Origin of the sequence: Bacillus sp. 123MFChir2 (genome assembly GCF_000383235.1) — a bacterium.
Classification (GTDB): domain Bacteria; phylum Bacillota; class Bacilli; order Bacillales; family Bacillaceae_G; genus Bacillus_A.
In genome coordinates, this window is sequence record NZ_KB910924.1 from 335,264 (window position 1) to 347,389 (window position 12,126).

13 protein-coding genes are annotated in these 12,126 nt (G+C 35.9%); 4 read left to right on the top strand and 9 right to left on the bottom strand.

Going from position 1 to position 12,126, the window contains the following annotated elements; translation table 11 throughout:
- Position 1: 1 nt before the first annotated feature.
- Together H280_RS0101680 and H280_RS0101690 are read right to left on the bottom strand one after the other, a co-directional pair.
- The gene (locus H280_RS0101680) at positions 2 to 163 is read right to left on the bottom strand and encodes a YvrJ family protein (protein ID WP_020059374.1); all 162 of its coding nucleotides are present in this window, start codon (positions 161 to 163) and stop codon (positions 2 to 4) included.
- A gap of 413 nt (positions 164 to 576) precedes the next feature.
- Positions 577 to 1,368: a nitrilase-related carbon-nitrogen hydrolase gene (locus tag H280_RS0101690; RefSeq protein ID WP_020059376.1), complete on the bottom strand. Its 792-nt coding sequence runs from the start codon at positions 1,366 to 1,368 to the stop codon at positions 577 to 579.
- Positions 1,369 to 1,583: 215 nt separating this feature from the next.
- On the opposite strand from H280_RS0101690, the gene H280_RS0101695 reads away from it, so the two are divergent.
- Positions 1,584 to 1,862, top strand: coding sequence for a hypothetical protein (locus H280_RS0101695; RefSeq protein WP_020059377.1), 279 nt, complete (start codon positions 1,584 to 1,586; stop codon positions 1,860 to 1,862).
- Positions 1,863 to 1,890: 28 nt separating this feature from the next.
- On the opposite strand, the gene H280_RS0101700 is transcribed toward H280_RS0101695, so the two are convergent.
- The 4 genes from H280_RS0101700 to H280_RS0101715 form a co-directional block, all read right to left on the bottom strand.
- Positions 1,891 to 2,223, bottom strand: a complete 333-nt coding sequence (locus tag H280_RS0101700) for a DUF3909 family protein (RefSeq protein WP_020059378.1) — start codon at positions 2,221 to 2,223, stop codon at positions 1,891 to 1,893.
- Positions 2,224 to 2,227: 4 nt separating this feature from the next.
- Positions 2,228 to 3,112 (bottom strand): NAD(P)-dependent oxidoreductase, encoded by an 885-nt coding sequence (locus H280_RS0101705; protein ID WP_020059379.1) that lies wholly within the window; start codon positions 3,110 to 3,112, stop codon positions 2,228 to 2,230.
- On the bottom strand, positions 3,109 to 4,236 hold the full coding sequence (locus H280_RS0101710) for a serine hydrolase domain-containing protein (RefSeq protein WP_020059380.1): 1,128 nt from the start codon (positions 4,234 to 4,236) through the stop codon (positions 3,109 to 3,111). Before H280_RS0101710 ends, H280_RS0101705 begins: the two co-directional genes overlap by 4 nt.
- A 98-nt stretch (positions 4,237 to 4,334) precedes the next feature.
- A complete protein-coding gene (locus tag H280_RS0101715) occupies positions 4,335 to 5,627 on the bottom strand; it encodes a sensor domain-containing diguanylate cyclase (RefSeq protein WP_028411059.1) in 1,293 nt (430 codons plus the stop codon).
- Between the two features lie 330 nt (positions 5,628 to 5,957).
- Here H280_RS0101715 and H280_RS0101720 point away from each other — a divergent pair, with 330 nt between their 5' ends.
- From H280_RS0101720 to H280_RS22930, 3 genes are all read left to right on the top strand, one after another.
- A complete protein-coding gene (locus tag H280_RS0101720; RefSeq protein WP_020059382.1) occupies positions 5,958 to 6,575 on the top strand; it encodes a nitroreductase family protein in 618 nt (205 codons plus the stop codon).
- A 265-nt stretch (positions 6,576 to 6,840) separates the two neighbouring features.
- Complete coding sequence (locus H280_RS0101725; RefSeq protein ID WP_028411060.1) at positions 6,841 to 7,059, top strand: hypothetical protein; 219 nt, start codon at positions 6,841 to 6,843, stop codon at positions 7,057 to 7,059.
- Positions 7,060 to 7,286: 227 nt separating this feature from the next.
- Positions 7,287 to 7,583: a DUF3915 family protein gene (locus H280_RS22930; RefSeq protein ID WP_020059384.1), complete on the top strand. Its 297-nt coding sequence runs from the start codon at positions 7,287 to 7,289 to the stop codon at positions 7,581 to 7,583.
- Positions 7,584 to 7,706: 123 nt separating this feature from the next.
- Here H280_RS22930 and ptsP read toward each other — a convergent pair whose 3' ends face one another.
- The 3 genes from ptsP to ptsG all read right to left on the bottom strand — a co-directional run bounded on the left by ptsP (position 7,707) and on the right by ptsG (position 11,881).
- On the bottom strand, positions 7,707 to 9,419 hold the full coding sequence (ptsP, locus tag H280_RS0101735) for a phosphoenolpyruvate--protein phosphotransferase (protein ID WP_020059385.1): 1,713 nt from the start codon (positions 9,417 to 9,419) through the stop codon (positions 7,707 to 7,709).
- Positions 9,419 to 9,682, bottom strand: a complete 264-nt coding sequence (ptsH, locus tag H280_RS0101740) for a phosphocarrier protein HPr (protein ID WP_020059386.1) — start codon at positions 9,680 to 9,682, stop codon at positions 9,419 to 9,421. The genes ptsP and ptsH overlap by 1 nt, the downstream gene beginning before the upstream one ends.
- 138 nt (positions 9,683 to 9,820) lie before the next feature.
- On the bottom strand, positions 9,821 to 11,881 hold the full coding sequence (gene ptsG / locus H280_RS0101745; RefSeq protein WP_020059387.1) for a glucose-specific PTS transporter subunit IIBC: 2,061 nt from the start codon (positions 11,879 to 11,881) through the stop codon (positions 9,821 to 9,823).
- Between the last annotated feature and the right edge of the window lie 245 nt (positions 11,882 to 12,126).

The window sequence follows — 12,126 nt, forward strand, 5'->3', positions numbered from 1 at the left end:
TTTACACATTTTCTTTTGGAGATTCATATCCGTACATTTGCTTTGGTAACTTCTCAATTGCAACAATAACGCTATCTAACTTACTTTCAATTCTATGCAGTAAGTATAGCGTAACAACAATTGGAAAACCAACATTGCCAATAACTGATATCCATTCCTCCATCGTTGTCTCCTCCCTTCTTATTATAAATAAGCAGAAAGGCAAAAAAGTGGTAACTAAAAACAATTATAACTACTCAGTTACTTTATGAAAAAAGGCAGAAACGCATTTTTTTAAGTGGGCGAGAGGGACTGGCCATGTATAGTAGCGGTCAGTGCTCTTTCCTACCACATGCGAAGTTTTAAAACAAAGAAAGGTAACGAGATGTAGGCCCATTTTTATCTTCATGGCCGGAATTTCCCCCCTTACTAAACTTCTAAATGAAATATATAGCTGAGTAGTTACAAATAATTTAAATCATTTCAGCTTCTCGACATATAAGTCGCGGTTGTGCAGAATGAAATAAGATTGTATATATAATTGTATAAATTTATCATTTTTTTAATTCTGACTATACCGAGAATAAAATTTGTTTGTCAATACTTTTTTGGCGTGTACAATTCTGGACGACGATCAAACAAAACAGGAATCGCTTTTCGCACTTCAGAAATTTTCTTTATATCTAATGTTCCATACAAAATCGTTTCTGTTTCATCGGCCTCAGCAATGATTTCTCCCCATGGATCAATAATTAAAGAATGGCCTGCAAATACATTATTAGGATCACTCCCCGCTCGATTACACGCTACAACATAGCATTGGTTTTCGATTGCCCTTGCTTGAAGCAATAATCGCCAATGTGCTAAACGAACAAGCGGCCACTCTGCCACAACAAATAATACGGTTGCCCCGTGTGCAGTATGAACGCGCATCCACTCTGGAAAACGAATATCATAGCAAATCGTTCCCGCACACGGTATACCCTCCAATACAAAATGCCCCGTTTTTTTTCCAGCAATTAAATACTTATGCTCATCCATCAGTTGAAACAAATGCACTTTGCTATATTCAGCCACAATTTTTCCGTTTCGATCACTAATATACATCGTATTTGTAACACCAGTCCCTGTTTGCTTAGCGATTGAACCACCGACAATATTTACTTCATTTTGCTTACTCCATTTTGATAGTAAACCTTTTGTATCATTCCCATCTAAATCAGCAATATGAGGAAGACGCTCTAAATCATAACCTGTTGTCCATAACTCAGGTAATACTATAACATCTGGATTTCCATTCATCGCTTCGCTTATTTTTTTTTCAGCATGTTCTATATTTTTTTCAACATTACCAAAAGCGATATTCATTTGTACACAAGCGATATTCATTACTTTTTTCTCCTTCCTTTTATTCACTCTACACATGTACATCCTTCTATAGACAGGTTTATCTCCTTTTATGAAATAAACCTTCTTCTTTGTCGAAATTTTTTTACAATTTTATGAACATTTTATGAACATTTTCTGAAAATTCTGTTTAAAATATGTTATAATACAAATACTAGTAAAAAAGCACGAAATTGTAAAAAGGAGGAAGGGAATACATGGAGTTAATTTTAGCAATTCTTTTTGGTGTCGTTTGCGGGGCTATACCTGCTGTCATGGGAGCTATTATGGATGAGTTAGAAATTGGTATGATTGGTTTCGTCGCATCTACTGTAAGCGCTTTATTTTTTGGTTTATATGGTGCGGTTCCTGTTGGCATATTGTTTGCCTTCTATATATTACGTCATGCTCACACAAAACGATTTACTCGAAACAGAATGGCTGAAGTGATTCCCTTTCCAATTGAAAAAGCACGCCGGGCAACAAGCCTTTCCTAAATAAAAAAGTCCTCATGTGAGGACTTTTTTATTTATTTTCTTTTAAAAATTGAAACAGCTCCTGTAAATGAAGCGCATCGTCCCCGTAGCTAACCGAAACATAAAAATTCCCGTCTACTTCAGCATTCATATATAGATCAATCAGATCACGTTCATATTTTAGTGCTAAATAAAATTCCATCTCTTCTAGCATTTCTTTCGTTGTTCGAATAACATAACGACCTGTTGCATCTCTGCCATATTCAAATACCGGTTCAAAGTTATACTTATTTTTAAACGCAGCTAGTTGCTTTTCATTAATAAAAGTCGTTTCTGTACACTGTACTGTGCGAATAATATTATCGAACTTTTCTAAACTCATACAATTACTCCTTTATGTACTGTTTATATAATGCTTGTGTTCCGCTATTTTCTTCACCATCTTGCATCAATTGCTCATATAATTCTCTTGCAAGAGTTAAACCAGGTGCAGATAATCCAAGCTCTTCTGCTTCTGCTAAGGCAATGTTCATATCTTTCATAAAGTGTTTCACGTAAAATCCTGGTTCAAAATCACCTTGTAACATACGAGGTGCTAAGTTACTTAATGACCAACTGCCTGCTGCACCAGTAGAAATACTTTGTAGCACTTTTTCCAGATCTAATCCCGCCTTTTTAGCATAAGCAAGTGCTTCACATACACCAAGCATATTCGATGCAATCGCAATTTGATTGCACATTTTTGTATGCTGACCACTGCCTGCTTTTCCTTGCAGCATAATATTTTTACCTAACAGTTCAAATAATGGCAGACATGCTTTATATGCTTCTTCGTCTCCACCAATCATGATTGCAAGACGCCCTTCTTTTGCTCCAATATCTCCACCCGATACAGGAGCATCTAATACATAAATCCCCTTGCTCTTTCCTTCTTCGTAAATACGTTTCGCCAAAGTTGGTGTTGATGTTGTAAAGTCAATTGTAATCGTTCCTTGTTTTGCGTGAGTAAGAATTCCATTTTCACCAAAGTATACTTCCTCTACATCATACGGATATCCAACCATAGTCATTACGACATCTGCTGTTTTTGCAATTTCCTTTGGAGAATCACACCAATGTGCACCTTCTTCAATTAAATCTGCAGTTTTTTCTTTTGTACGATTATATACGTACACCGTATAGCCTGCCTTTAATAAATGACGCACCATACTTTTTCCCATAACACCAGTACCAACAAAACCAACAGAAGTTGGTGGTAATAACTGCTTCATTTTTTCATCTCCTCTTTTTCTAACAAATCACTCACAAGTTTGCGAAATTCGGTATTAAACTCATCATTAATTCCATTTTGCACATTTGAAAATACAGTAACAAATAGTTTTTTATCCCAATTAAAGTTATTAAATGTATTCCATCCCGAAAGTACACCATGATTGTGATAATAATCTGGATATATATAAAAGCTAAATGCGTATTTTCTATCTGTGGGTGGTGTTAACATTAGTTTTAAACTTTCAGGCGAAATAAGCTTACTTGTCATAATTGCTTCGTCTAACTTTTGCATATCATGTACTGTTGTATACATCTCACCGCATCCATATAACCAATTCATGACTAATTTTGGGGCTAATACAAGCTCATTCTCGTTCTCTTTCTTTTTATATCCTTTTGCAAAATCCGCAGCCCCTTCCGGTGTCTCGCCCATACCTGACTCTGTCATTCCTGCTGGAATGAAGACGTGCTCTGTAACGTATTGTGCTATAGATTGTCCCGAGCTTTTTTCTACAATATAAGCTAGTAACATATAATTATAATCTGTATATAGCCAGCCTTGCCCCGGTTGAAAAGCAGTTGGTTGTTGTCCAAGCCACGTTACTAAATTAAGCCTAGATGCCGCATTTACTTTCCCTTTTCCGTGTTCAGGGAGTCCTGATGTATGCGTTAATAAATGATATAATGTAATATTTTTATTCGCAGGAAAAGATGGAATATACGTATGTACATTGTCCTGTATATTTAACTTCCCTTGTTCTTGCAACTGTAAAATCGATACAGCAATTGTCGTTTTTGTAATAGAACCAATTCGATATTTTGTTTGCGGTGTATTTTCAATTTGTTTTTGAACATCCGCATAGCCATACCCTTTATTTATGATTGTACGACCTTGATAGGAAACAAGGACTGATCCATTAAATTGTTTATCTTTTAGATACTGATCTAGTTTTTGGGTAACAGCAGTATAATCAATTTCTTTTGGTTTTTCCTTCGTTGTATTAGCAGGGACAGTTGTTTTTATTGATTGTGCTTCTTTTTTAGCAGGTACTTTAAAAAAGAAATAGCTTCCTACTAATAAAACAGAAAGTAAAAAAATAATTGTGCTCCATAACGTCTTCATTCCTAAAAATCCTCCATTGCATCTTAAATATTTACTCCCCCCTCTTCACCATTATCCGTTAATAAAAAAAAATCGCAACAATTTGTTGCGAAAAAACATTACATTTTTCCTTTTCGATATAAGCAAACTTGATTTTTCCCCTTCTTCTTTGCTTCATATAATGCAACATCTGCTCGGTGCATTAACATTTCTTTTGTAATTCCATTTTCAAATGCAGCAACACCAAAACTTGCGGTTATCTTTGAAATTCCAGAAATTTTTTTTGTTTCAATAAAAAAACGAAGCGATTCTGCAATTTGAAATGCTTCTTTTTCTGTTGCCTGAGACAAAAAAATAACAAATTCTTCTCCGCTCCACCGCGCAAAAATATGATGCGGCTGTAATTTTGCTGTTACAAGCTCCGACAATTGTACCAATGCTAAATCTCCAAAATCATACCCATACGTGTCATTTATTTTTTTAAAATTATCCAGTTCAAATAAAACAAGAGCAAATGGTTGGTTCATTCGCATGGAAGTTTCCCAACCTTCTGAAAATAATCTTTGAAACTTTATCCTATTATAAATATTTGTCAGAGGATCAGTTGTTGCTAAACGCTCTTGCTCTTTATATTCTTCTTCTAGCTCTGTAATATCTGTACATGTTGCGATAAATCTCGATACATCATTTTGTAACGGAGCAATACGTAACAAAAATACTCTTCCTTCTCCAACCTCATTATACATTTTAATTTTTCTTGAATGCGTTAAGCAATCATCAATCCACATTGTATTATTTTCCGCAATGTAATACCCATTCTCTTGGGCAAAATGTTCTGCAAATGTCATATGATGCTCATGGTATGACATAAGGTCTTCATATCCGAAAAAACGCAAAAAATTCGTATTACAATCTATGATTTCATCATCTTCCAAAATAAGAAATAAATCATTTTGAAAATCAAATATCATTTGAAGTAATTCTTGCTGTAACATGACTTGTTTTACTAATGATAACTCATACACACTCTTTTGGACTTCAGCAAGTACAGATTGCGGCGTAATTGGAGGTAATACAATGTTTCGTATACCAAGTTTAATAAGGTCAACAAATGGAGATGTCACTTCTTCACTCCATACAATGATAAACGATTTATCTGAAGTGAAGAGTTCTTTTACGAAATCAACCTGAGAAGCTTGCGAGATGTATATAATGACAATTTGCGGTTGAACTTTTTCAAACAATATTTTCCCTTCTTTAAAACTATGTGCCAAAAACAAGCACTTTGGCTTTAACATTGCAATTGTCTGCCGATCGTTATGCCCTTCTTCAATATACAATACATTCATATCAAGATCCTGTAATACATTTTGAAAAACTGTATGTTCCAGCAAAAAACGTAGAATGTGCACCATTAGGCCTTCACTCACTTCATTTATCCCATTCTTACACTCTACTACAGAGTTACTCTTAAGAACTTGATTTGTTCAACAAACCATCGTATGGCAGCTTCACGTTATATAAACCCATCAAAGCACTGTTTCATCTTTTTATTGTATGTCTACAATAGATAAGACGCCTGTGCGAATATCTTCTCTTATCCATATCTTTTTTTAAAAGACTTGACAATAGAAATATATATATTATATTCTTTTACAGTACCAACTTACAAAATGTAAGTAAAGAACATTTTTTTCATTCAAAATGATTTACAATTAGAAACGAAGCTTGGAGGAACTATAATGACAAAGCAAGATTTCTTTACTGTTTTATACGAACGTACATCTAATCGTGCTTTCAACCCTAAAAAAGAAATTTCTAAAGAGGAATTAAATGACATTTTAAAAGCTGCTGGCCAAGCACCATCAGCATGGAATCTACAACATTGGAAATTCCTTGTATTCCAAGGAGAAGATGTGCAACGTCGTTTACATCCAATCGCATATAATCAACAACAAATTCTAGATGCCTCCGCAGTTATTGCTATATTAGGCGACCTAGAAGCATATAAAAGTGTTGATTCTGTATACGGTCCACTAGTAGAACAAGGATTTATGCAGGAAGAAGCAAAAAATCGTTTAGCTCAAAATATTGAAAGTGCATATCAACGTGAACAATACCCGCGTGATGCAGCGTTCTCAAATGCATCTTTAGCAGCAATGCAACTTATGCTTGCAGCAAAAGCAACTGGTTGGGATACATGTGCAATTGGAGGATTCAACCCACAAGCATTAATGGAGGAGTTTAACGTTTCTAATCGTTACATTCCAATTATGTTAATTACAATCGGCGAATCTACATTAGCAGGGCACTCAGCACCACGCATGAGCGTAGAACAAGTAACAGAATGGGCAAAATAAAGTGAAACCTCCATCAATGGAGGTTTTTTCATACGGTAACCGAGTAGTTACGTAATTTTTTGACATATAAGTCACTGCTAGATGCTCTCGTCCTCCTCTAAATAAAAAGGTCGTTTTTTAACTTGCACATATCTATCGTCTTTACTTCTCTCTAAATATTAAGAGTGGATTACTACCTAGGAATGGTAGATTGTAATCTAAAGGTGCTTTTTTGTTACAATTGTGATACAATAGTAACAAATCGATAACAAATGAGGGATTTTCGTTGAATTTATATGGAAGCTTTATCGCCATATTGTGCTACATAGTCACAGTACTGCTTCTGTACTTCGTTGGGGACATGACAAATATTGCGATGCTACAGTTTTCAAAAGAAACAACACTTCAATCAGAAATTAATCAGTATGCCTCTCGCTCCTTTGTACCATTACTATTAGCACTTCCTGTATACATCATCGTTTTATATAAAAGCAAAAAAATATAAAGACTGTCTTTATGAAAAAGAGGCAGTCTTTTTTCTATACATATCCGCTTTTTGTCCAAACTCTCATTTCCCTATTCTCATATGTTATAAAAGGAATAACAACACTCTACAGAAAACATTTATTCCTTTCCTAAAAAATAGGGAAAAATCTAAAAAAAATTCTTCACTATGTCCAAACAATGCATGTACCTAAAGCATATCTTATTAATGTGAAGGGGGTGAGAATTATGTTCGGAGGATGTTTTGGATTTGATGACTGCCGTAGCCGTGTACGTAGCGACCGCCGTAGCCATAGACGCGACGACCGCCGTACCGATGGTAATAGAAATCGTTTTTGCAACGTTCTAAGAAACCTTTCAATCGGTACTCAAATCGCTCTATTAACAATTAGAGATAACGGTACTTTTAATAACGTTGTATTTGAAGGCTTCTCAAATGGCGTAGCACTTTTCTCAGGAGGCAATATTCCTGGATCAGGTCTACTTCGTGTTTGCCCACATGATGTTGTAGCGATTGTTTTCTAATAAGAGTCAGTACTTTCCAGGAAAGCTATCGCTTTCCTGGTTTTATTTATTCAACTACTCATGACAAAATGAATTGTATAAAAAAAACTGGGACCGATTTCAAATCAATCCCAGTTTTTTTCATTAAATGCTTTTTACAAGTTCTACTACTTCTTCAGCAGTTGACATGTTTAAAGCTTTTTGTGCTAATTCTTCCATTTGCGCTTTTGAAAGCTTGCGAATTTGTGTTCTCGCTGGAAGAATAGATGTTGCACTCATACTAAACTCATCTAATCCTAATCCAACTAACAACGGAATTGCTAAGGCATCTCCTGCCATCTCACCGCACATACCAGCCCATTTTCCTTCTTTATGAGCTGCATCAATAACCATTTTTACAAGGCGTAAAATCGCTGGATTATATGGTTGATATAGGTATGATACGCGTTCATTCATACGATCCGCTGCCATTGTGTATTGAATTAAGTCGTTCGTTCCGATAGAGAAGAAATCTACTTCTTTTGCAAATTGGTCAGCTAATACCGCTGAAGCAGGAATTTCAACCATCATACCTACTTCAATAGCGTCTGAAACAGCTACATTAGCTTGTACAAGTTTCTCTTTCTCTTCTAATAAAACTGCTTTTGCTTGACGGAATTCATCAAGAGTTGCAATCATCGGGAACATGATTTTCAAGTTACCGTATACACTTGCACGAAGCAAAGCACGAAGTTGTGTACGGAAGATATCCTGTTCTTCTAAGCATAAACGAATTGCACGGTAGCCTAAGAACGGGTTCATTTCTTTTGGTAAATGTAAGTATGGAAGTTCTTTATCGCCACCAATGTCAAGTGTACGAACAACAACTGGCTGCCCCTCTCCTACACCCTCAAGAACAGATTTGTATGCTTCAAATTGTTCTTCTTCTGTTGGAAGATTGTCACGGCCCATGTATAAGAATTCTGTACGATATAAGCCAACGCCTTCACCGCCGTTATCAATAACACCTTTTACATCTTTCGGTGTACCGATATTTGCTACAAGTTCAACATGTTGATTATCTGCTGTAACTGTCGCTTCATTCTTTAATTTTGCCCACTCTGCTTTTTGTTCTTCAAATTGCGCTTTCTTTTCTTCGTAAGCACGAAGTGTTTCTTCAGATGGGTTTACAATTACTTCTCCGTCTAAACCGTCGATAATTACGATATCGCCGTTTTGGATTTGTTCCATAGCAACTTTTGTACCAACAACAGCTGGTATTTCCATAGAGCGAGCCATAATTGCAGAGTGCGATGTACGTCCACCAATATCAGTTGTAAAACCTTTTGCATATTTACGATTTAACTGAGCTGTATCAGATGGTGTTAAATCTTCTGCAATAATAATTACTTCTTCAGAAATTGTGCTAGGGTTTGAGAAGTTAATTCCAAGTAGATGTGCAATAACACGCTTTGTCACATCACGAATATCCGCTGCTCGTTCTTTCATATATTCATTATCCATGTTCTCAAACATAGTAATGAACATGGATGCAACTTCATCCATTGCGAATTCAGCGTTTACTTTTTCATTATTCACTTTATCTTTCACTGGATTTACTAGTTCTGGATCATTTAATACTAGTAAATGCGCTTCAAAGATAGCAGCTTTATCAGCACCAAGCTCAGCAAAAGCATGATTTTTAATTGCTTCTAATTCAGATTTTGATTTTTCAAGCGCATATTCTAAGCGTGCGATTTCCGCAGCTTCATCCGAAATCGTTTTCTTTACAAGGTTAAATTCAGGATTTTCTAAACGGAACGCCTTTGCAATGGCAATACCACTTGATGCAGCAATCCCTTTAATGTTAAGAGTCATTATTCTCCTAACCCTTCGTTTTTCATAGTTTCTTCGATAGCTGCTACTGCTTGAGCTGCATCATCACCATTTGCAGTAATTTTAATTTCTGCGCCTTGTTGAATACCTAAAGACATAACACCCATAATTGATTTTAAGTTTACAGTTTTACCATTATACTCTAAGTTAATATCCGCACCAAATTTGCTTGCAGTATTTACAAGTAAAGTTGCTGGACGAGCATGAATTCCAGAGTCGCTAGTTACTTTAAAGATTTTTTCCATAATGATCTATCTCCTTTAAACTACAGTATATTTGAAGTTGTCTAGATGTGAGTATAACACCATCTATATTGTATATAATAGGCGATGCTCGGTCAACCACACCGCCTATTATAATTATAAACATTTTGCGTCTAAATCTTAATGGATATCAATAACGTTTGTTTCACCTTTCTTGACATCACCTTGCTTTTTGATTTCAACTTTTTGTCCTTCTTGTAAGTTAGTGAAAACAATTGGCGTAATAATAGAAGGTGCGTTTTCTTTTACAAACGCTATATCTACTTTTAATAACGGCTGGCCTTGTGTTACTTTGTCTCCTTGAGAAACTAACGCTTCAAAGCCTTCTCCATTTAATTTTACTGTATCAATACCGAAGTGAATTAAAATTTCTTTTCCGCCTTCTGATTGGATACCAATTGCATGTTTTGTTGGGAATACGTTCACAATTTCACCATTTACAGGAGATACGACTGTTCCTTCTGTTGGTTCTATTGCAAAGCCATCACCCATCATTTTTCCAGAGAATACTTGGTCTGGAACTTCAGTGATTGGTAAAATTTTACCTTCAATTGGAATCGCAATTACTTCATTTGTATCTTTTTGAACAGGCGCTTCTACTTTTGCAGGTGCTTCTTTTGCAACATGCACCGCACGGCCTGCCATAATATCTTGAATTTGTGATTTTAATGTATCTGATTTTGGGCCGAAGATAGCTTGAATATTGTTACCAACTTCAAGAACACCTGCTGCTCCAAGCTCTTTTAAACGATCTTTGTTTACATCCTTTTGTTCTTTTACTTGCACACGTAAACGTGTAATACAAGCATCTAAAGAAGCGATGTTTTCTTTTCCGCCAAGTGCTACTAAAATCTCACCTGGAAGCTCGCCTGCTTCTACTGCTCCTGCTCCATCAGTATCCGCTACTACATCACGACCTGGTGTTTTTAAATCCCATTTACGAATTGCAAAGCGGAATCCGAAGTAGTAAATCACTGCTAGTACAAGACCAACAATAATTACCCACCACCATGCTGTACGGTTTGGTAATACACCGAATAAAATAAAGTCGATTAAACCACCAGAGAATGTCATCCCGATTTTAACGTTTAAAATTTGCATAGTCATAAATGATAAACCAGCAAATACTGCGTGGATTCCAAATAGTACAGGTGCTACGAATAAGAATGAGAACTCAATCGGTTCTGTAATACCAGTTAAGAAAGCTGTTAACGCAGCAGAAGCTAAAATACCTGCTGCTAGTTTTTTATTTTCCGGACGCGCTTCATGATACATTGCTAACGCTGCTGCTGGAAGACCGAACATCATGAACGGGAACTTACCAGTTGTAAACGTACCAGCTGTTAACTCCACGCCATCTTTTAATTGTGCCATGAAAATCTTTTGGTCACCGTGAATAATTTCACCTGCTGCGTTTGTATATTGACCAAACTCAAACCAGAATGGTGCATAGAAAATGTGATGTAATCCAAATGGAATTAAAGAACGTTCAATTAAACCGAATATAAATGCTGCTAATGTTTTATTTGTATCAATCATTTGATGCGAGAATGAATTCAAGCCGCCTTGAATTGTTGGCCAAATAAAACACATTACAATCCCTAAAATTAAAGAGAATGTTGCTGTTGCAATTGGTACGAAACGTTTACCAGCAAAGAATCCTAAGTATGATGGTAATTCAATATTAAAGTACTTATTATAACAATATGCTGCTAATATCCCTACAAGAATACCACCAAACACTCCCGTTTGAAGTGTTGGAATGCCTAATACATTTGCATAAGATGGATCTGCAAAACCAGTTTTAATTGGATCTCCAGCTTTGCTTGTTACTTGAACTAACTTGTCTACTCCTAAGAATACACTCATCGTTTTGTTCATAATCAAATATCCAACGAATGCCGCTAAACCAGCTACTCCGTCTCCATTCGCTAACCCGATGGCAACCCCTACTGCGAATAATAGTGCAAGGTTTGCGAAAATAATGTCACCAGATTGTTCCATAATTTTTGCAACTAGAACAAACCAATCTGCTTTTAACGCTGGGATATGATTTGTTAACTGAGGGTTTTGGAATGCATTACCAAATCCAAGTAAAATCCCTGCAGCCGGTAAGATTGCAACTGGTAACATAAGTGCTTTACCGACTTTTTGAAGAACACCAAAAATCTTCTTAAACATAAATACCCTTCCTCTCTTATATAATTGATACTTTCGACAAACGCCAAAAGGCATGAGGAAAAAAAGATAGAACGATAGCTATACAAAGGGTAGTATGTCCCTTTCTCTAGCTTACATTCCTAACTTTTCTCCACTCATGCCTGATCGAATCAGTAACACGTGTCAAAAATAGGTATACGTAATAAGTTCACAAATTTTAGCAAACGTTTTCTTTGTGTACTGTTATTCATTTGTCGAATTTAGTA

Excerpts from the sequence above, each read along its gene's own strand:
- ptsH (WP_020059386.1), bottom strand. The coding sequence starts at position 9,682 with ATGGAAAAAATCTTTAAAGTAACTAGCGACTCTGGAATTCATGCTCGT.
- ptsG (WP_020059387.1), bottom strand. The coding sequence starts at position 11,881 with ATGTTTAAGAAGATTTTTGGTGTTCTTCAAAAAGTCGGTAAAGCACTT.
- H280_RS0101680 (WP_020059374.1), bottom strand. The coding sequence starts at position 163 with ATGGAGGAATGGATATCAGTTATTGGCAATGTTGGTTTTCCAATTGTT.
- ptsP (WP_020059385.1), bottom strand. The coding sequence starts at position 9,419 with ATGACTCTTAACATTAAAGGGATTGCTGCATCAAGTGGTATTGCCATT.
- H280_RS0101700 (WP_020059378.1), bottom strand. The coding sequence starts at position 2,223 with ATGAGTTTAGAAAAGTTCGATAATATTATTCGCACAGTACAGTGTACA.
- H280_RS22930 (WP_020059384.1), top strand. The coding sequence starts at position 7,287 with ATGTTCGGAGGATGTTTTGGATTTGATGACTGCCGTAGCCGTGTACGT.
- H280_RS0101690 (WP_020059376.1), bottom strand. The coding sequence starts at position 1,368 with ATGAATATCGCTTGTGTACAAATGAATATCGCTTTTGGTAATGTTGAA.
- H280_RS0101695 (WP_020059377.1), top strand. The coding sequence starts at position 1,584 with ATGGAGTTAATTTTAGCAATTCTTTTTGGTGTCGTTTGCGGGGCTATA.
- H280_RS0101705 (WP_020059379.1), bottom strand. The coding sequence starts at position 3,112 with ATGAAGCAGTTATTACCACCAACTTCTGTTGGTTTTGTTGGTACTGGT.
- H280_RS0101710 (WP_020059380.1), bottom strand. The coding sequence starts at position 4,236 with ATGAAGACGTTATGGAGCACAATTATTTTTTTACTTTCTGTTTTATTA.
- H280_RS0101720 (WP_020059382.1), top strand. The coding sequence starts at position 5,958 with ATGACAAAGCAAGATTTCTTTACTGTTTTATACGAACGTACATCTAAT.